18 protein-coding genes are annotated in these 18,725 nt (G+C 62.6%); 8 read left to right on the top strand and 10 right to left on the bottom strand.

The window, feature by feature from the left end; translation table 11 throughout:
• Positions 1-13 precede the first annotated feature (13 nt).
• A complete protein-coding gene (locus tag GGD57_RS13955; RefSeq protein WP_432443358.1) occupies positions 14-1,417 on the bottom strand; it encodes an ATP-binding protein in 1,404 nt (467 codons plus the stop codon).
• A 114-nt stretch (positions 1,418-1,531) separates the two neighbouring features.
• Between GGD57_RS13955 and GGD57_RS13950 the strand changes: the two genes are divergently transcribed.
• From GGD57_RS13950 to GGD57_RS13930, 5 genes are all read left to right on the top strand, one after another.
• Positions 1,532-2,548 carry an ABC transporter substrate-binding protein gene (locus GGD57_RS13950; protein WP_184470612.1) on the top strand — a complete coding sequence of 339 codons (1,017 nt, stop codon included), beginning with the start codon at positions 1,532-1,534 and terminating at the stop codon, positions 2,546-2,548.
• A gap of 71 nt (positions 2,549-2,619) precedes the next feature.
• Positions 2,620-4,071: a sugar ABC transporter ATP-binding protein gene (locus GGD57_RS13945; protein ID WP_184470610.1), complete on the top strand. Its 1,452-nt coding sequence runs from the start codon at positions 2,620-2,622 to the stop codon at positions 4,069-4,071.
• Positions 4,068-5,015, top strand: coding sequence for an ABC transporter permease (locus tag GGD57_RS13940; RefSeq protein WP_184470608.1), 948 nt, complete (start codon positions 4,068-4,070; stop codon positions 5,013-5,015). Before GGD57_RS13945 ends, GGD57_RS13940 begins: the two co-directional genes overlap by 4 nt.
• Positions 5,012-5,962, top strand: a complete 951-nt coding sequence (locus tag GGD57_RS13935) for an ABC transporter permease (RefSeq protein ID WP_184470606.1) — start codon at positions 5,012-5,014, stop codon at positions 5,960-5,962. The genes GGD57_RS13940 and GGD57_RS13935 overlap by 4 nt, the downstream gene beginning before the upstream one ends.
• 14 nt (positions 5,963-5,976) lie before the next feature.
• Positions 5,977-6,891: an SMP-30/gluconolactonase/LRE family protein gene (locus GGD57_RS13930; protein ID WP_184470604.1), complete on the top strand. Its 915-nt coding sequence runs from the start codon at positions 5,977-5,979 to the stop codon at positions 6,889-6,891.
• Between the two features lie 56 nt (positions 6,892-6,947).
• On the opposite strand, the gene GGD57_RS13925 is transcribed toward GGD57_RS13930, so the two are convergent.
• The gene (locus tag GGD57_RS13925; protein WP_184470602.1) at positions 6,948-7,130 is read right to left on the bottom strand and encodes a hypothetical protein; all 183 of its coding nucleotides are present in this window, start codon (positions 7,128-7,130) and stop codon (positions 6,948-6,950) included.
• A 254-nt stretch (positions 7,131-7,384) separates the two neighbouring features.
• Here GGD57_RS13925 and ligD point away from each other — a divergent pair, with 254 nt between their 5' ends.
• Both ligD and GGD57_RS13915 read left to right on the top strand, forming a co-directional pair.
• The gene (gene ligD / locus GGD57_RS13920) at positions 7,385-8,437 is read left to right on the top strand and encodes a non-homologous end-joining DNA ligase (RefSeq protein ID WP_184470601.1); all 1,053 of its coding nucleotides are present in this window, start codon (positions 7,385-7,387) and stop codon (positions 8,435-8,437) included.
• A gap of 485 nt (positions 8,438-8,922) precedes the next feature.
• On the top strand, positions 8,923-10,923 hold the full coding sequence (locus GGD57_RS13915) for an SPFH domain-containing protein (RefSeq protein ID WP_184470599.1): 2,001 nt from the start codon (positions 8,923-8,925) through the stop codon (positions 10,921-10,923).
• Between the two features lie 78 nt (positions 10,924-11,001).
• Here the strand turns inward: GGD57_RS13915 and GGD57_RS13910 are convergent, their stop codons facing one another.
• The 3 genes from GGD57_RS13910 to GGD57_RS13900 form a co-directional block, all read right to left on the bottom strand.
• Positions 11,002-11,283: a hypothetical protein gene (locus GGD57_RS13910; RefSeq protein ID WP_184470597.1), complete on the bottom strand. Its 282-nt coding sequence runs from the start codon at positions 11,281-11,283 to the stop codon at positions 11,002-11,004.
• A 152-nt stretch (positions 11,284-11,435) separates the two neighbouring features.
• On the bottom strand, positions 11,436-11,921 hold the full coding sequence (locus GGD57_RS13905) for an NUDIX domain-containing protein (RefSeq protein WP_184470595.1): 486 nt from the start codon (positions 11,919-11,921) through the stop codon (positions 11,436-11,438).
• Positions 11,922-12,221: 300 nt separating this feature from the next.
• Positions 12,222-12,620 carry a RidA family protein gene (locus tag GGD57_RS13900; protein ID WP_184470593.1) on the bottom strand — a complete coding sequence of 133 codons (399 nt, stop codon included), beginning with the start codon at positions 12,618-12,620 and terminating at the stop codon, positions 12,222-12,224.
• A 154-nt stretch (positions 12,621-12,774) separates the two neighbouring features.
• On the opposite strand from GGD57_RS13900, the gene GGD57_RS13895 reads away from it, so the two are divergent.
• Positions 12,775-13,368, top strand: coding sequence for a TetR/AcrR family transcriptional regulator (locus GGD57_RS13895; RefSeq protein ID WP_184470591.1), 594 nt, complete (start codon positions 12,775-12,777; stop codon positions 13,366-13,368).
• A 26-nt stretch (positions 13,369-13,394) separates the two neighbouring features.
• Here GGD57_RS13895 and GGD57_RS13890 read toward each other — a convergent pair whose 3' ends face one another.
• From GGD57_RS13890 to GGD57_RS13870, 5 genes are all read right to left on the bottom strand, one after another.
• Complete coding sequence (locus tag GGD57_RS13890; protein WP_184470589.1) at positions 13,395-14,075, bottom strand: redoxin domain-containing protein; 681 nt, start codon at positions 14,073-14,075, stop codon at positions 13,395-13,397.
• A gap of 88 nt (positions 14,076-14,163) precedes the next feature.
• Positions 14,164-15,081 (bottom strand): carbohydrate ABC transporter permease, encoded by a 918-nt coding sequence (locus GGD57_RS13885; protein ID WP_184470587.1) that lies wholly within the window; start codon positions 15,079-15,081, stop codon positions 14,164-14,166.
• Positions 15,082-15,105: 24 nt separating this feature from the next.
• Positions 15,106-16,038 (bottom strand): carbohydrate ABC transporter permease, encoded by a 933-nt coding sequence (locus tag GGD57_RS13880; RefSeq protein ID WP_184470585.1) that lies wholly within the window; start codon positions 16,036-16,038, stop codon positions 15,106-15,108.
• A gap of 82 nt (positions 16,039-16,120) precedes the next feature.
• Positions 16,121-17,425 (bottom strand): ABC transporter substrate-binding protein, encoded by a 1,305-nt coding sequence (locus tag GGD57_RS13875; RefSeq protein WP_097615653.1) that lies wholly within the window; start codon positions 17,423-17,425, stop codon positions 16,121-16,123.
• 159 nt (positions 17,426-17,584) lie between these two features.
• Complete coding sequence (locus tag GGD57_RS13870) at positions 17,585-18,652, bottom strand: ABC transporter ATP-binding protein (protein ID WP_184470582.1); 1,068 nt, start codon at positions 18,650-18,652, stop codon at positions 17,585-17,587.
• Positions 18,653-18,725 lie beyond the last annotated feature (73 nt).

The raw sequence follows: 18,725 nt of genomic DNA, 5'->3' as shown, positions 1-18,725 counted from the left end.
TGCGCCCTTCTCCTCAGTTCGGCTCGTTCGCCGGGTCGTGCGGGCCAAGCGGCAGCACGACGCGCACCACGGTCCCGCGATTGTTGTGGCCTGGCCCGGTCGCAAAGCGCGCCGAAATCAGCCGCGCCCGGGTCTTCATGTTGTCGATGCCGCCGCCGATCCGCCCCCTGGCCTTGGCGAGCCCGGTGCCGTCGTCGGAAATTTCGATCGACAGCCGCTCGTCGTCGGCCTCGAGCCGCACCGTCACAGTGAGCGGCGCGGCATGGCGCACCGCATTGTTGATCGCTTCCTGGGCGATCCGGAACAGGGCGACGCTGACCGTCGGCTCCAGCCGCTCCAGCGCGCCGTGCGTCTCGTCGACCAGGCCCCATTCGATCGTCGATCCGGTGTCGCGGGTCGACCGGTCGAGATGATGCTCGATTGCCTGGGAAAGCCCGAAGAGCTGAAGCACGGAGGGTTTGGCCTGTTCGATGATCTGCCGCAGATCCTGCATGCAATGCTGCAGCGAGCGGGAGACCGGCTCCAGCGCCTCGGGCGCCACCTCGCCGTTGCGCGACAGCCGATCGATCCGGCGGGCGAGCCGCGTCAGGTCGGCGAGCGTCTGGTCGTGCAGGTCCATGCCGATGCGCTGGCGTTCCTGCTCCAGCGCTTCGGTCAGCTTCAGCGCGCCTTGCCGCAGGCCCTCCTCGCGGGCGCGGGCCTCGGCCTCGACGATCGCCGAGCGCTGCGCCTGCTCGGCCGCCTGCAGCGCGAAGAAATAAGGCGTCAGCAGGTCGGCGATGATGCGGGCCCGTTCGATATCCTCCATCGTATAGACGCCGGCCGTTTGCGACGAACAGGAAAGCGCGGCGATGATCGTGCCCTGCACCTTCATCGGCACATGCAGACGGCTCTTCAGCGATTGTTCGACGATCGGCCGTTTGAACGCGCCCTCGAAGTGGAACCGCGGGTCGGTCATGGCGTCGTCGGCCAGCAGAAAGTCCACCTCCCCCCAGAGCAGCGAGCGGATCGGGCTGTTGACGACAGGCGCGCCGGCAATCTCGCCCCAGGCGGTCTCGATGCCCGTTTCGTAGGCGGTGTGGTAATTGCCGCCCTCCAGCAGCACGCAGACATCGAGATGGTCGTGCGGAATGATATGGGCGACCTCGGCGGCGACGGAACGGATGGCCGAACGGAAGTCGAGCTGGCCCGCGAGCAGCCGGGAAATGCCGAGATAATGTTCGAACATGGCTGCGGGTGCGAGTTGCAGCATTGTGGTTCCTCCCCGAGACGGCGACAGGCTCCTCAACCCGCCACGATCCCTTCGCAGTAAGCGCCCGCGGAAGCGCGCCGTCTTGCATAAACCCGCAGCTTGTTGCGCAAAACCCGCAAACGACTTGCTGCCTTGCCCCTGTACAGGCCGGTGGATCTCCCGCATCCTGCCCTTACTGAGAGGAGGAAGCTCAGTGCAAGAACAATTTTCACTCGAGCCCGATTGGGTCGGCAGGAGTGAAACGATCCGCCGACCGGCGCGATCATCAGGGAGGAAGACATGACAATCCGCAAGATGCTTCTGGCATCGGCCGCTATTGCTTGCGCCGCGATGCCCGTTTCCGCCTTTGCCGACACCTCGGCCAAGAAAATCGCCCTTTCCAACAATTATGCCGGCAACTCGTGGCGCCAGGCCATGCTGACGAGCTGGGGCAAGGTGACAGGCGAAGCCGTGAAGGCTGGCGTCGTTGCCGCCGCCGATCCTTTCACCACCGCCGAGAACCAGGCGACGGAACAGGCGGCGCAGATCCAGAACATGATCCTGCAGGGCTATGATGCGATCGTGCTGAACGCCGCCTCGCCGACGGCGCTGAACGGCGCGGTCAAGGAAGCCTGCGACGCCGGCATCACCGTCGTTTCCTTCGACGGCATCGTGACCGAACCCTGCGCCTGGCGCATCGCCGTCAACTTCAAGGAAATGGGCCGCAGCGAGGTCGAGTATCTGTCGAAGAAACTGCCGGCCGGCGGCAATCTGCTCGAGATCCGCGGTCTGGCCGGTGTCTTCGTCGACGACGAAATCTCGGCCGGCATCCATGACGGTGTCAAGCAGTTCCCGCAGTTCAAGGTCGTCGGCTCGGTTCACGGCGACTGGGCGCAGGACGTGGCGCAGAAGGCCGTTGCCGGCATCCTGCCGAGCCTGCCCGATATCGTCGGCGTGGTGACGCAGGGCGGTGACGGTTATGGCGCCGCGCAGGCGATTGCCGCGACCGACCGGAAGATGCCGACCATCATCATGGGCAACCGCGAAGACGAGTTGAAGTGGTGGAAGGAACAGAAGGACGGCAAGGGCTACGAGACCATGTCGGTGTCGATCGCCCCCGGCGTCTCCACCCTGGCCTTCTGGGTCGCCCAGCAGATCCTCGACGGCAAGCAGGTCAAGAAGGATCTCGTCGTGCCCTTCCTGCGCATCGACCAGGACAATCTCGAAACCAACCTCGCCAATACACAGGCCGGCGGCGTCGCCAACGTGGAATACACGCAGGCTGATGCGATCAAGGTCATCGAGCAGGCAAAGTAATCTCCCGGCGACTGCCGCGCGGCCGCAAATGGCCGCGCGGCATTCTTTGCGAGCAGGCATGGCGGGGCAGCATGGATGAGGTTTTGAAGGCGGTGATCGCCGTCGATGGCGCCAAGGTGAGTTTCGGCGCGGTCAGGGCGCTCGACGGCGTCACGCTCCGCGTCATGCCGGGCGAATGCGTTGGGCTCGTCGGGCATAACGGCGCCGGCAAATCGACGATCGTCAGCGTCATCAATGGCGGCCTGACGCCGCATGAAGGAAGTGTGGCGAGCGACGGCGAGCGGCTGGAGCGCTACGGCATCAACGCGGCGCGCGCCCGCGGCGTACGCTGCGTCTTTCAGGAGCTGTCGCTCTGCCCCAATCTCTCCATCGTCGAGAACACCCGCATCATGCATCGCCATCTCGGCGGTTTCGGCTGGCGCAGGCGCGCCGCCGATATCATTGAGAAGAGCCTCGACACCGTCTTTCCCGGCCACGGCATCGACAGCGGCCGGGCCGTCGGTGATCTTTCGATTGCCGAGCGGCAGATGGTCGAGATTTCAATGGCCTTTTCCGACGCCGGCACGCCGCCGCGGCTGGTCATCCTCGACGAACCCACCTCGTCGCTCGATGCAAGCCTTGCCCGCCAGATGCTCGATCATGTCCGCCGTTTCATCGCCACCGGCGGGGCCGTCATCTTCATTTCGCATATCCTGCACGAAATCCTTGAAACCTCCGACCGCATTATCGTCATGAAGGATGGCCGCGTCGTCGCCGAACGGCCGGCTGAGGGATTCGACCATCACGGCCTCGTCGAAGCGATGGGCACCGTTGCGAAGGAGGAGAGCGGGCAGCGCGCGGCGCGCGAACAATCAACCGCGCCCGTCATTCTGTCGCATCCGGCAAGAGGCCTGCCCTTTGCGGCGCGCAAAGGCGAGATCGTCGGACTGGCGGGGCTGGCCGGCCACGGCCAGACCGAGCTGCTGCTTGCCCTGCATGCCGCCCAGTCCGGCAACTGGCTGCCCGAGCGCGATCCGCTCGTCACCTTCGTCGCCGGCGACCGCCGCCTCAACGGCGTCTTCGAACTTTGGAGCATCATGCGCAACTTCTCCATCGCCTCGCTCGGCGATCTGTCACGACGCGGCCTCATCCTTGCCACCGAAGAAGAGACGAAAGGCGCCGACTGGAAGCGGCGGATCGAGATCCGCACGCCCGATATGGAAAACCGCATCCTGTCGCTTTCCGGCGGCAACCAGCAGAAGGTGCTGTTCGCCCGGGCGCTCGCGACGCGCGCGCCCGTCGTGCTGATGGACGATCCGATGCGTGGCGTCGATGTCGGAACCAAGCAGGAGGTCTACGCGATCATCCGCGAGGAGGCAGCGCACGGCCGCACCTTCATCTGGTATTCGACCGAAATGGACGAGGTGCGGCTCTGCGACCGCGTCTACGTCTTCCGCGAAGGCCGCATCACCGCCGAACTCGCTGGCGACGCCGTCAACGAGACGAATATCATCGCCGCCTCCTTCGAAGGGGGCGCCGCATGACGTTCCGGCTGTCGTCCGACGCCCTGCGTCTTGCCATTCCCGCCTTGTCGCTGACGCTGCTGCTGGCCGCCGTCTTCTGGCTGCAGCCGCGCGCCATGAGCTATGTCGGCCTCAACCTGCTGTTCAACCTGGCGGTGCCGATCGCGCTTGCGACGATCGCCCAGATGCTCATCATGGCGGTCAACGATCTCGATCTGTCGATGGGCACCTTCGTCAGCTTCGTCGCCTGCGTCACCGCGACCTTCCTGCGGGATGACCCCGCGATTGGCGTGCTGATCCTTGCCGGCGCGATCGCCACCTATGCGGCCCTCGGCGTCGTCATCCATCTGCGCAACCTGCCGTCCATCGTCGTCACCCTCGGCATGAGTTTCGTCTGGGGCGGCCTTGCCGTGCTGCTGCTGCCCGCCCCCGGCGGCCAGGCGCCGGACTGGGTGCGCTCCCTGATGACCGTCAAGCCGCCGCTGGTGCCGATGGCGATCGTCGCCAGCATCGTCATCGCCGCGGTCGCCCATCTCCTCGTCATGCGCTCCTCGCTCGGCGTGCTGATCCGCGGCATCGGCGGCAACCAGCGCTCGGTCGAGCGCGCCGGCTGGTCGATCGTCGGGGCGCGGGCCACCGCCTACGGACTTGCCGGCTTCTTCGCGGTGCTCGCCGGCATCGCCCTCGTCGGCCTGACCACCTCGGCCGACGCCAATATCGCGCTGCGCTACACGCTGCTGTCGATCGCCGGCGTGATCCTCGGCGGCGGCGAGTTCATCGGCGGCCGTGTGTCACCTGTCGGCGCCGTCATCGGCGCGCTGACGCTGACGCTTGCCGGCTCGTTCCTGTCTTTCCTGCGCATCTCGCCGGACTGGCAGATCGGGGCTCAAGGGGCGATCCTGATCGTCGTTCTCGCGCTCCGCCTGATGCTGAACCGCCTGGAAAAGCGGGAGAAACGCCGATGACCCCACTGCTTCGCCTTTTCCGTAGACCCTGGATCTGGTCGTGGCTTGCCGCCTTCGTCGTCTGGTTCCTGACGATCATGGTGACGCTCGGGGCGAGCACGCTCGGCCTGTCGCAGGCAGCCCTGACATTTGCCGCCTTCTCGGTCATCGTCGGCATCGGCCAGATGTTCGTCATCACGCTCGGTCCCGGCAATATCGATCTCTCGGTTCCCGCCACGATGACGTTGGCCGGCACGGTGGCGCTAAAGCTGATGAATGTCGAAAACGGCCTGATCCTGCCCGGCCTTCTCGTCGCCATCGTCCTCGGCCTTGTCGTCGGCCTCGGCAATTATGCGCTCATCAAGGCGCTGCGCATTCCGCCGATCATCGCGACGCTGTCGATGAGCTTCATCGTGCAGTCCGCCGCGATCTGGACGAACCGGGGATTGCGCATCAAGCCTCCGAGTCTGCTCGCGGAATTCACCACATCGAACACGCTCGGCATGCCGAATGTGGCGATCGTCGCGCTGCTCATCTCGCTTCTCGCCTGGTTTCTGCTCGAGAAGACGATCTACGGGCGCTGGATCTCGGCGATCGGCCAGAGCATGCCGGCCGCGCGCATGGCCGGCATCCCGGTCGACGGCACACGTTTCGTCACCTATCTGTTCTGCGCCGTGCTCGCCTCGGTCGCGGGTTATCTGCTCGCCTGCTTCTCCGGCGGCGCAGCACTCAACATGGGCTCGGAATATCTCTTGATGTCGATTGCCGTCGTCGTGATCGGCGGCACGGCGGTCGCCGGTGGCGATTCCAACGTGCCGGGCATCTGGGGCGCTTCGCTCTTCATGTTCCTGGTTGTTTCCATGCTCAACACCTACGGCGTCGGCGCAGGCATCCGCCTCATCATGACCGGCCTCATCATCATCAGCGTCATCATGCTCGCCGGCGGCCGCCGGGCCGGCATGCGATAAACGGGAAGACCGCCATGGCCGAGGCCAGTATCTATGAAATCCACGACCCGCGCTTCCGGCAGATGATCGTGACGAGCGCCGGCCTCGATGAACTCTATTCCGGCTGCCGCTGGGCGGAAGGTCCCGTCTGGTTCAATGATGCCAACCAGCTGCTGTGGAGCGATATTCCCAACCAGCGCATGCTGCGATGGACGCCGGAGAGCGGCGTCTCCGTCTACCGGCAACCCTCCAATTTCGCCAACGGCCACACGCGCGACCGGCAGGGCCGGCTGGTCTCCTGCGAACATGGCGGGCGCCGCGTCACCCGCACCGAGGTCGACGGTTCGATCACCGTGCTCGCCGACCGTTTCGAGGGCGCCAGGCTCAATTCGCCGAACGACGTGGTGGTGAAATCGGACGGCTCGATCTGGTTCACCGACCCCACCTACGGCATCATGTCGGACTACGAAGGCTATCGCGCCGATCCGGAGCAGCCGACCCGCAACGTCTACCGGCTCGACCCGACGACCGGCGCGCTTGCGGCCGTCGTCAAGGATTTCATCCAGCCGAACGGCCTCGCCTTTTCGCCCGACGAGACCATCCTCTACGTGGCGGATTCGGCAGCAAGCCACGACGAAAGCCTGCCGCGCCACATCCGCGCTTTCCAAGTGATCGACGGCAGCAGGCTTACAAACGGCCGCGTCTTCTGCCAGATCGACAACGGCATTCCGGACGGCATCCGCACCGACGTGAACGGAAATCTCTGGTCGAGTGCGGCCGATGGCGTGCATTGCTTCGACCCGGAAGGCAAACTGATCGGCAAGATCCGCGTGCCGCAAACCGTTGCCAACCTCACCTTCGGCGGGCCTCAACGCAACCGGCTGTTCATCGCGGCGACGCGGTCGGTTTATGCGGTGTACGTTGCCGTGAGTGGGGCGCAGGTGCCGTGAGAGCCTGATGGTCTGCTCGCGGATAGAGCTCTTCGATACCGGAGCACGCTGCCTTGTCAGTGCTTGGTGGCCCGATCGCCGCGGTCGCCCTCGCCCGGCTTTGCTTTGGTCTTTGCCGTTTGGCGGCGATCGGCCGACAGAGAGCGGCCGACATCGTCGCTTTCCTTGAATTGTCCCTTTTCATTGCGTCTGGTGTAACGTTTGTCGGTGCCGGTATCGATGAGTTCGCGCTTTGTCATGTCATGCATTCCTATGGTTGCCGTCTGGTTAGAACGCGTGACGCCGCAAAAAGATGCATGGAATCAACGGCATCTCCGGGCTGGCGATACGGGCGGTGCTTAGGCCCCATGTCATTGAATTTTGATTCTTTTCGACGCGGAACAATCCGCCGGCCGATTGGGTTGAATCGCACCGGTTGCGTCACGTCCAATATCCGGACACACTGCGCATTCGGTCGAGGCCGAAACCGGTCCGGGAAGGGTGAACATCGATCATGACGCGCTCGCGCCGCCCCTCATTGCCATTCCTCAACGAGTCCAATGCGACGCTGCAGTCTCGTCCGATCCGCAAGCGCGATCCTGACCAGCCGAGCCTGCCGTTCGATCCGATGCCGTCGAGGATCGAGCCATGCCTGGCGCTGCTGAAGCCCGCCGTGCCGCCGGGATCGGATTGGCTCTACGAGGTGAAATGGGATGGCTACCGGCTGGCGATCCATATCGAGCCGAAGGGCGTTCGCGTTATCACCCGCGGCGGCCATGACTGGACGCACCGCTTCCCCACCATCGCCGCGGCAGCAAAAGAACTGGGCGTGACCACCGCCATACTGGACGGGGAAGCGGTGGTTTTGGACGATGACGGCCGATCGGATTTCGGCGCGCTGCAACGTTCGCTCGGAGGCCGAGGCGGCAAGCGGGCTTCGACCGAGTCCATATTCTACGTCTTCGACCTTCTCTATCTCGACGGGCATGACCTCGCAGGCACTGAGCTCGCCGTGCGCCGGCACCTTCTTGAAGACCTGATACCAGGCGGTGATGGGACGATCCGCTTTTCCGAAGAGCTGGAACTGCCGGCCGAAGACCTGCTTGCGCATGCCTGCCATCATCGGCTGGAAGGCATTATCGCCAAGCATCGCGACCGGCCCTACAGCAGTGGCCGTACCGGCGATTGGCTGAAGATCAAGTGCGTCGAGAGCCAGAGCTTCATGATCGTCGGTTACGAACAATCGGCATCCGCCCGCGGCGGCATCGGCAGTCTGCTGCTTGCCGGCAAAAAAGGCTTCGACTGGATTTACGTCGGGTCGGTTGGAACCGGCTTCAGCGCCAGGGATGCCGAGCAGCTGAAAAAGACGCTCGACCGGCTGAAGACGAGCCGGCCGGTCGTTTCCCTGAAGGGCAAGGGCCTTGTCTTCGTGCAGCCGACCCTCATCGCCGAGATCGAGTTCCGCGGCTGGACCGATGACGGCAGCCTTCGTCACGCCTCCTACAAGGGGCTGCGCGAAATTCAGGACAACGCAGCCGTGTTCGATATGACCGGCTTCGGCGGTTGAGGGATCACGATTGCCGGTGGAAGACGCGAAACCTCGATGGTCGCGTCTGGAACGCGCTCTGCTCGTCGGGCTTTGCAATCACCAATACTGTCGCCAAACTTTGCGGAAGCTTGGCGAGGGAAATACTGACCGAAAAACAGACTGAAACAACATAATTTAGTAGAATTGAATGCTCGAAATATAGAAATCGTTGGAAGTACTTACTCGATTTGCGCATCCGCCATCTTTAAACCTGTAGGCGCAATCCTTACGTCCTCCATCGTCATGTCTATCAAGGCGACACCGATGTGAGAGCATTCACGACCACGCCGCCCCTCATCGGGGACTCGGGACGCGCGGTCGTTTTTTCCGGACAATGAGCAGCCCAAGCGTTCGACACACTCTGAGTGCGTCGAGCCAATAGGCGCGTCCTCCCCATTTTATCAACCTGTACCAACCGGGCGGCCATCGGGTGGATGAACCCGTGCGCCCATACGAGAGAAAAGATGGAAAACCTGCAATATTTAGGTCCGATGGCAGCAAGGGCGATCGTCATCGCCTTGCCGTTCATCGTGGTGGCACTGCTGTTCCGGTGGAGCGGCGTGATCCGCTATATCCCGAACGACAGGCTCGGCATTCTCGAAAAGCTCTGGAGTTTTCGCGGCTCCGTCGACAACGGCTTCATCGCGCTTTACGGCGAGGCCGGCTTCCAGCCGGAAGTCGTGCGCGGCGGCCTGCATTTCTTCATGCCGTTCCAGTATTCGATGCATCGCGCCAATCTCGTCACCATTCCGCAGGGCCAGATCGGCTATGTCTTTGCCCGTGACGGCGAGCCGCTGCCGCCGACCCAGACACTGGCCTCGAATATCGATGCCGATGATTTTCAGGACGTGCGCAGCTTTCTCACCAAGGGCGGCCAGAAGGGTCCGCAGCGCAAGATCCTGCGCGAAGGCACCTATACCATCAATCTCGCGCAGTTCATCGTGCTGACCGCGCAATCGACCTACGCCGTCAACCTGAACGCGTCGGAACAAAAACTATTTGCCGACATGTCTACTTTGATCAGCGAGCGCGATGGCTTCGAGCCCGTCGTCATCCATGACGCCGAGGACCTGATCGGCATTGTCACCATCCATGACGGTCCGGCGCTGCCGGATGGCGAGATCATCGCGCCGACGGTTGCCAACAATCCGAAGGATGCAAACTTCCACAATAATTTCCAGGATCCGGAGAAGTTTCTCAATGCCGGCGGTTATCGCGGCCGGCAATTGCAGGTGCTTGCCGACGGCAGCTATTTCCTCAACCGCATCTTTGCGACGGTCGAACTTGTGGAGAAGACGATCATCGACGTCGGCACGGTGGGTGTCGTCGTCTCCTATACCGGCCGGCGGAGCGCGGATATTTCAGGCCAGTCCTATCGCCATGGCGAGCTGGTCGAGACGGGGGCACGCGGTGTCTGGTCGACACCGCTTCTGCCGGGCAAATATGCGTTCAACACCTATGCCGGCAATATCATCATCGTGCCGACCACCAACTTCGTGCTCAAATGGACGAAGGAACAGTTCGGCGAGCACAGGCTGGACGAAAATCTTTCCGAAGTGTCGTTGATCACCAAGGATGCATTCGAACCCGTGCTGCCGCTCTCGGTCGTCGTGCATATCGACTATATGAAGGCGCCGCTGGTGGTGCAACGCTTCGGCGATATCAAACGGCTGGTCGAACAGACGCTCGATCCAATGGTCTCGGCCTATTTCAAGAACATCGCTCAGACCAAGACGCTGATCCAACTGCTGCAGGAACGCAGCGAAATCCAGCGCAAATCCGGCGACGAAATGCGCGAGAAGTTTGGCTCCTACAGCCTCGAGCTGCAGGAGGTGCTGATCGGCACGCCGCGGGCCAACAATGGCCAGAACAGCATCGAGCAGATCCTGATCCAGCTGCGCGAGCGTCAGATCGCCGTTGAAAAGGTCGAGACCTATAAATTGCAGGAAGCGGCCGCAATCCAGGAGCGCACATTGCGCGAGAAGGAAGCGCTCGCCGAACAGCAGGCCAAGATCACGACATCGGCACTGACCATCGAGATCAGCGAGAACGAAGGCAAGGCGCAGCTCGCCCGCACCCGCCAGCAGGCAGAGACCATTCAGGTCACCGCCAAGGCGGAAGCGGAAAAGGTCCGGCTTGCCGGCCTTGGCGAGGCCGACCGGATCAAGGCGATCGCCCTTGCCGATGCGGAGCGCATCAAGGCGACTGGTCTCGCCGATGCCCAGAAGGTGCGCGCCGTCGGTCTGGCGGAAGCCGAGGCCACGGAGAAGAAGGTCGCGGCCTTCGGCGGTCCGGACTACCAGCTGCATTCGCAGGTGCTGATGCGGTTTGCCGAAGCGATCGAGAATGGCAGGCTGCCGCTCGTGCCGCAGATCCAGCTCGGCGGTGCCGGCGGCGAAAAGGGCGGTGCAAACGGCCTGGTGGAAATGATGTTGTCGATGCTGGTCGCCGACCGGCTTGGATGACAGGATTCCCCTGATGTCGTGCCGGCACCGGCCGAATAGCATTGATTGCAGATGGGCCGGTTTTGCCGGCCCATCTTTTTAATGAACCATTCCGCGTGGTTTCGCCCGGTTGGCGAACTGGTGGACGAGCATGATGCCCTGCTCGAGCAGCAACTCGGCGGCGCGCAGATCGTGTGGGCCAAGCTCCCCGGCCAGTCCGCGGATGGTATTGGCGATGCAGACGGAGTTGGCGACGAAGCGGGCGTCGCCCTCCCCTTCGGCCTCCTCGGCAGTGGCCTCCAGGGCATCGGCGACGGTGTCGAGCAGGCTCGACCGTTCAACAAGCGTCATGTCGTTCAGGGTTTTCGAAATGCCGTTCATGATTGTCTCCTCGCGCGTGTCCAAGGCGGGCCGCAGCACCGATTTTCTCGATGTGAGAGAGGTGGCTGTGACTGTCAGATGGAGATGAATGTCTGCAGAAGCAAAGCATGGCTGCCGCGCGCTTGACGCATGCGTGCAGCAAGACGGGCGGCTCAATCACTATTTCGCGTCGATCCTTGCTGATGCCTCAGCAGGTCGGCAAGCATCGGTCGCTGTCCTTTCAAGAGCTTCGTCGCTGCCTCGGCGAGAGAAAACCAGCCTGCGCGATCAACCTCGGGAAAGCTCTTCACCCGGCCCGATTTCGGCGGCCATTCCATTTGAAATTCCGAACTCCGTATCGCGTTCAGGTCCAGCACCGGATCGGCTTCGATCGACCAGGCGACGACGATCTTGCCGCCGGGCTGTCGGTATTCGCCGAGCAGCGTGGCTATGCCGTCGACTTCTACACCCAGCTCTTCGGCCGTCTCCCTCAGCGCCGCCGTGAGCTCATCTTCCTCAGGCTCGATCAATCCCTTCGGGATCGACCAGGCAGCCTCGTCTTTCCCAGCCCAGAAGGGACCACCTGGATGGACGAGAAGGACTTCGACGTCCGTGGACAGGCGCCGATAGATCAGAAGTCCGGCGCTACGGATTGCCATTGCCTTGTGCCCTTGTCGCGTTCACGAGGCCAGGCATTCCTCGCAAATGCCGCAGCCGTCGTCATCCATCCACCGGCATCGGCGCTGACAGCAAAGGCAGGCACGGCCATCGGGTTCGTCTTTCGTGTCTTCCGGAGGAAAGATCTCGATCACCGTATCGTATAGAGTGTCGGCCACAAGCTCCGCCATCACGTCGCTCCATCAGTCTCTTGGATATGAGATAGGAGCGGCCGCCGATGTCGGCAAGTTCTCGACAACGGCAGCGGCAGGCGTTTTCCGTGCACCCGGGGTTTGGCGATGTCAGTGACTGGCCGGAATGCGGGCGATGACCTTGATCTCGAAGTCGAAGCCGGCGAGCCAGTTGACGCCGAGCGCAGTCCAGTTCGGATAGGGTGGCTTGCTGAAAATCTCCTGCTTGACCGCCAGGATGGTTCCGAACTGGTTTTCAGGATCGGTGTGGAAGCTGGTGATATCGACGATATCGTCGAACGTGCAGCCGGCGGCGCCGAGCGTCTCCTTCAGGTTTTCAAAGGCCAGCCGGACCTGGCGTTCGAAATTGGGTTCCGGCGTTCCATCGGAGCGGCTGCCGACCTGTCCGGAGACAAACAGCAGGTCACCGGAGCGGATCGCGGCGGAATAGCCGTGCTTCTCGTAAAGATCATGCCTGCCGGCAGGAAAGATTGCTTCGCGTTGGGTCATTCTGATCTCTCTTGATTGTTGGGAATCACCGATGAGGGCCGGATGAGACTTCACAAGCCGGCCCATCATTTGATATACGGTGCGTATGTGAAGTAACAGACATACGCTTCGTATGTCAAGTCCATATACGCTTCGTATATGAATTGAGGGTCGAATGGCAAAAACGCGCAGCGAAACGATGCAGGAAAACCGCGCCAAGCTGATCGCGGCTGCGCGCAAGGCCTTTGCCGAAAAAGGCTACGCGGCAGCGTCCATGGACGAGCTGACGGCTGACGCCGGGCTGACGCGCGGCGCGCTCTACCACAATTTCGGAGACAAGCGCGGTTTGCTGGCGGCGGTCGTCGATCAGATCGACACCGAAATGGCGGCGCGCGCCAAAGAGATCGGAGCCAGAGCTGATAGCGACTGGCAGGGCCTGCTTGCCGAGGGCGCCGCCTATATCGAGATGGCGCTCAATCCGGAGGTCCAGCGTATCGTTCTGCTCGACGGGCCCGCGGTGCTGGGGGATCCCTCGCAGTGGCCGAGCCAGAACAGCTGTCTGCAGGTGACCAAGAGCACCGTGGAACGCCTGACCGCACAAGGCATCCTCAAGCCGCTCGACGCGGAAGCGGCGGCCCGATTGCTGAGCGGCGCGGCTCTCAATGCGGCTCTCTGGATTGCTGCGAGCGAAAACCCGCAGGGCGTGCTGCCGAAGGCGGTCGAGGCTTTTCATGCCTTGGCGGCAGGTCTGCTGTTGCAGCGTTTGTGATCGGCTGGCGGACCATTCGCTGCAGGTCAGTGCCCAAGGCTGCCGGCGGCGGCGATGATCTCGGCTGTCGTCGGGAAGACGGAGAGGCTGTTCGGCTCGTCCAGCGCCTCGATTCGCGTCCAGCCGATGGTGCCGTCCGCATTGACCAGGAAGTGCCCGACGAGCTGGGTCGCGTGTTTCGCGAAGATCGCATGATCGGCTTCGGTAAGCTCGAAGTGGTCTTTGGCGTTGAGTATCGTGTTGGCTTCCATCGGGTGCAGCGGTTCCCGCAGTTCGCCGGTGGGGTTGATGCGCACCGCCTGGAACTGCGCCATCGTTGCGCTATAGGGCCATTCCGGCTGCTCGTGGCTGCCATCGGGCAGGAACTCGGCATGCGGCACGCCGTAGGCCCGGTGCGTGCGGCAGTCCGGGTCACAGAGAAGCACTACCGGCGTCGGCCGGTGGCGGAAATACAGGCGGGCCCGTTCCGCCGGCGTGTTGATAACCGCGACGGTCTCCACGCCGGCGGCGTGCAGGGTCGGCTGTACCGCGGCAAGCTGTTCCAGCTGGCGCCGGCAGAATGGGCAGTGCAGCCCGCGAAAGAAGCCGATCAGGAACGGGCGGCCGCGCAAGTCGGCGAAAGAGACTGTTCCGTCGAAGTTGGCGGCGGCCAGTGCGAATCCGGGCGCCGTTTCTCCAGGCTGCAGCGGGTGTTTCTGGTCCCCCATGGAATATTTCCCTTGTCGTATCGTCCAGCAGGACGACCGGAATTCAACTATACCACGTGTCGCAAGAAGGCCCAGTGCTCAGCGTCCGTCACTCCTTCACCGCCCCGGTCATCGAGGAAACATAGTAATCCACGAAGAACGAGTAGAGGATGACCACCGGCAACGAGCCGAACAGGGCTCCCGCCATCAGCGCCCCCCATTCGAAGACATCGCCGCGCACCAGCTCGGTCAGTACCCCGACCGGGATGGTTTTGTTTTCCGAAGACTGAATGAAAGTAAGGGCATAGATGAATTCGTTCCAGGACAGCGTGAAGGCGAAGATGCCGGCTGAAATCAGCCCCGGCACGGCGAGCGGCAGGATGATCTTGACGAGGATCTGCCACCGGTTGGCGCCGTCCACCAGCGCGCTTTCCTCCAGTTCGAAGGGGATCGAGCGGAAATAACCCATCAGCAGCCAGGTGCAGAAGGGAATGAGAAAGGTCGGATAGGTGAAGATCAGCGCCAGCCGCGAGTCGTAGATCCCGAGCTTGAAGACGATGAAGGCAAGCGGGATGAAGAGGATCGACGGCGGCACGAGATAGGCGAGGAAGATCACCAGGCCGACCGAACGGGAGCCGGTGAAGCGGACGCGTTCGATGGCATAGGCGCCCAAGACCGAAGCCACCAGCGAGAGAAAGGTCGAGCAGATCGCCACCAGCATCGTGTTCCACAGCCAGCCGGGATAGGAGGTTTCGAGGAACAGGTATTTGATGTGGGCGATCGTCGGTCCCACCACCCAGAAGGGGCTGTAATTGCTATAGTCGGTCAGCTGTTCATTGGGTTTCACCGCGGTGATCGCCATCCAGTAGAACGGGAAGAGCAGCACGAAGACGAAGACGGCCATCGGCAAATAGAGCATCACGATCCGCCGCGGCAGGCGGTTCAGATAGCTCATGCCTTCGGCATTGTCGGTCAGGGCCTGATCGGTGGTGTTGGCCTGGTCGGCGGTGTTTGAACGTGTCGACATTGTCATTTTCCTAATCCTTGGCCCCTAGTCCTGGCCGCCCTGTTGCCATTTGCGCCGTTGCAGGCCGAAGAAGCTGAACATGATGGCGCCGAGCAGGAAGGGCACCATGGCGACCGCGATGGCCGCGCCCTCGCCAAGCTGGCCGCCGGGAATGCCGCGTTGGAAGGACAGCGTCGCCATCAGATGCGTCGCGTTGACGGGGCCGCCCTTGGTCAGCACGTAGATGAGCTGGAAATCGGTAAAGGTGAAAAGCACCGAGAAGGTCATCACCACGGCGATGATCGGCGTCAGCATCGGCAGCGTCACATAGCGGAAACGCTGCCAGCTCGTGGCGCCGTCCAGCGAGGCTGCCTCCTGCAGCGAGGCCGGGATCGTCTGTAGCCCGGCAAGCAGCGAGATCGCCACGAAGGGAATGCCGCGCCAGACATTGGCGACGATGACCGATATGCGCGCATTGATCGGGTCGCCGAGGAAGTTGATCGGTCCGCTGATCAGCCCCAGCTTCATCAGCGACCAGGAGATGATCGAGAACTGGGAATCGTAGATCCACCAGAAGGCCAGCGCCGAAAGCACGGTCGGCACCACCCAGGGGAGCAGGACGATTGCCCGGAAGAAGGATTTGTAGGGCAGGTGCTGGTTGAGCAGCATCGCCAGCCAGAGCCCGAGCGCGAATTTCAGCACCGAGGCGATGAAGGTATAGAGAACGGTGTTGAAGACCGACAGCCAGAAGACCGAGTCCTCCATCAGGAACTGGTAGTTTTCCAGGCCGATGAAGATGCCGTCGCGGCCGATCCTGGTATCGGTGAAGCCGAGCCAGACGCCGAGCCCCAGCGGATAGGTGAGAAAGCAGACGAGAAACACCGCCGCCGGCAGCATGAACAGGAAGCCGAGCACATTATTGTTCTGCAGGAGCGAAGAGACCGGCCCGCGCCCACCCTCCGAATTCGCCATCGACATTGCTGATCTCCAGATCGCCGTTTGAACTGCCAGTTATCGCGGCATGCCGAAGGCCGGCATGCCGCGTGGTTTGAAGCGCGGGTCAGACGCGGTAGTAGCGGTTTGCCCGGCGTTCGGCTTCCTTCATCGCATCCTCCGGCGACATCTGGCCGGTGACGGCGGCCGCATACATGTCGACCAGAACGTAGTCGGCCATGGTCGCTGCCGAGGCGTAGCCGAGCGGACCGGCATAACCGTTCGGGCGCAGCTTCTCCGAAGCCCGCGCATAGGGCGCGTGGACCGGATCGGCGGTCCAGATCGGGTTCTTGGCGAAGGCCTTGAGCGGCTGGCAGCAATAGGCGCTGGAGCCCTGGATCCAGGCATTCATCTGGTCGGCTTCCATCATGAACTTGATGTAGGCCTTGGCCGCTTCCGGATATTTGCTGTGCTTGAAGAGCAGCAGCGAGCTCGTCTGGCAAAGCTCCACGCTCTTGCCGACGGGCCCGATCGGGAAGTTCGTCGTGCGGATGTCCTTGGCGATCTCGGCGAGCTTCGGGTCGTTCTTGGCGGTGTAATAGACCGAGACGCCGTTGGCGATCAGCGAGACCTGGCCGGCGAGGAAGGCGCGGTTGTTGTTGACGTCCTGCCAGCTTTCCGTGCCCGGGATGAAGGTCGCATAGAGCTCCTTGGCATAGTTGATCGAGGCCAGCGTTTCCGGGCTGTTGATCGTGACCTTGCCGCTTTCGTCGACCATCATGCCGTTATGGCTCCACAGCAGCCAATGGGCGTAGTTGTTACCGTCGCCGACCGCCTTGCCGTGCGGGAAGCCGGCCGGCGTGCCCTTTGCCTTCATCGCCTTGCAAAGCTCTAGGAAGCCCGCGGTATCGTTGGGGAATTCGTTGAAACCGGCGGCCTTCACATGGCTGTCGCGATAGACGACGGCATTGCCGATCGCCGTCAGCGGCATGGCGATGAAGGTGTCGCCGCGCGTGGCATAACCCTTCACGCCGTCGTACCAGCCCTCGTACTTGTTGCCGAGATAATTGCCGAGTTCGGTGAGGTCGACCAGCTTGTCGGGATACTGATGCGCGTCGTCGAACCAGCACATGATGAGATCGGGACCGGAGCCGACATTGGCGGCAACGGCTGCCTTCGGGCGGATGTCCTCCCAGCTTTCCTTGTCGATGCGGACTTCCACACCCGTGGCTTCCGTGAATTTCTTGGTATTGGCGATCCAGGCCTCTTCGTCACCCTTGACGAAGGGCGTCCAGCGCAGCAGCCGCAGGCTCGCTCCGCTTTCCGGCGTGTAGGTCGGTTCGGCCTGCGCCAGCGATGGCTTGATGCCGAAGCCGGCGGCGCCGGCGACGGCAGCCGTTGCAGCAAGAAATTCACGTCTCTTGATCGTCATGAGATTCCTCCTCATTGAAACAGCGGGAGCAATTCTCCGGCATCCACCTCCCGCTTGGCGAACGTCGGTCTGGCACCCCCGGAACCGAAGCTCCCATGGAATGCGTGCGCTCCGGCGGCCGGGAAGACTCCTCGCCTCCCGTGCCGCCGCCGGATGGCGTCAGTCGGTCAACCTCTGTCCGCCTTCGGCATCGAAGAGATGGACGTGCGAAGCGTCGATCGCCACGCGGATCGCTTCGCCAGGGCGCGCATTGACACGCTCCCGGAACACGCAGCTGACGTCGCTGCCGCCGAGGCGAACGGTCAGATGGGTCTCATAGCCGGTCGGCTCGATCACCACGATTTCGGCCGGCACCCCGTTGGCATCGAGCGAGATATATTCGGGGCGCAGCCCGTAGACGAGATCGCGGCCGATCGCGCTCGCCGGCGGATTGGCGACGGGCAGCCGCGTGCCGTTGGCGGCGACGAACTGACCGGCGTCTTCCGGATCGAGCCTGCCCTTGATCATGTTCATCGCCGGCGAGCCGATGAAACCGCCGACGAAGAGATTGGCCGGCTTGTCGTAAAGCTCGAGCGGCGAGCCGATCTGCTCGACGATTCCGTCATGCATGACGACGATCTTGTCGGCCATGGTCATCGCCTCGATCTGGTCGTGGGTGACGTAGACGGTGGTGGTTTTCAGCCGCTGATGCAGTTCCTTGATCTCGGCGCGCATGGCGACGCGCAGCTTGGCATCGAGGTTGGAGAGCGGTTCGTCGAACAGGAAGACTTCCGGATCGCGCACGATGGCGCGGCCCATGGCGACACGCTGGCGCTGGCCGCCGGAAAGCTGGCGCGGATAGCGGTCGAGCAGCTTGTCGAGGCCAAGGATGCCGGCGGCATATTTCACACGGCTTTCGGCTTCCGCCTTCGGCGCCTTGTTCAGCATGAGCGAAAAGCCCATGTTCTGCTCCACCGTCATATGCGGATAGAGTGCATAGTTCTGAAACACCATGGCGATGTCGCGGTCCTTCGGCGGCAGCGTGTTGACCACGCGCCCGCCGATCTTGATTTCGCCGCCGGAAATGTTCTCGAGCCCGGCCAGCATCCGCAGCAGTGTGGATTTGCCGCAGCCCGAAGGGCCGACGAGGATGACGAATTCCCCATCGGCAATGTCGATATCCACCCCCTTGATGACAGGATGCACACCGAAGGACTTCCGCACATCTGCGAATTGAACGCCTGCCATACTCACTCCTCCCAGAAATCGAGCGTTACATGCTTTAAGTATTCGTATTTCACTATGTCTTGCCGGCGGCTGC

Source organism: Rhizobium esperanzae (genome assembly GCF_014197615.1).
GTDB lineage: Bacteria > Pseudomonadota > Alphaproteobacteria > Rhizobiales > Rhizobiaceae > Rhizobium > Rhizobium esperanzae_A.
The sequence above is the reverse complement of the archived record's forward strand: the minus strand, read 5'-3'. Positions and strand labels throughout refer to the sequence as shown.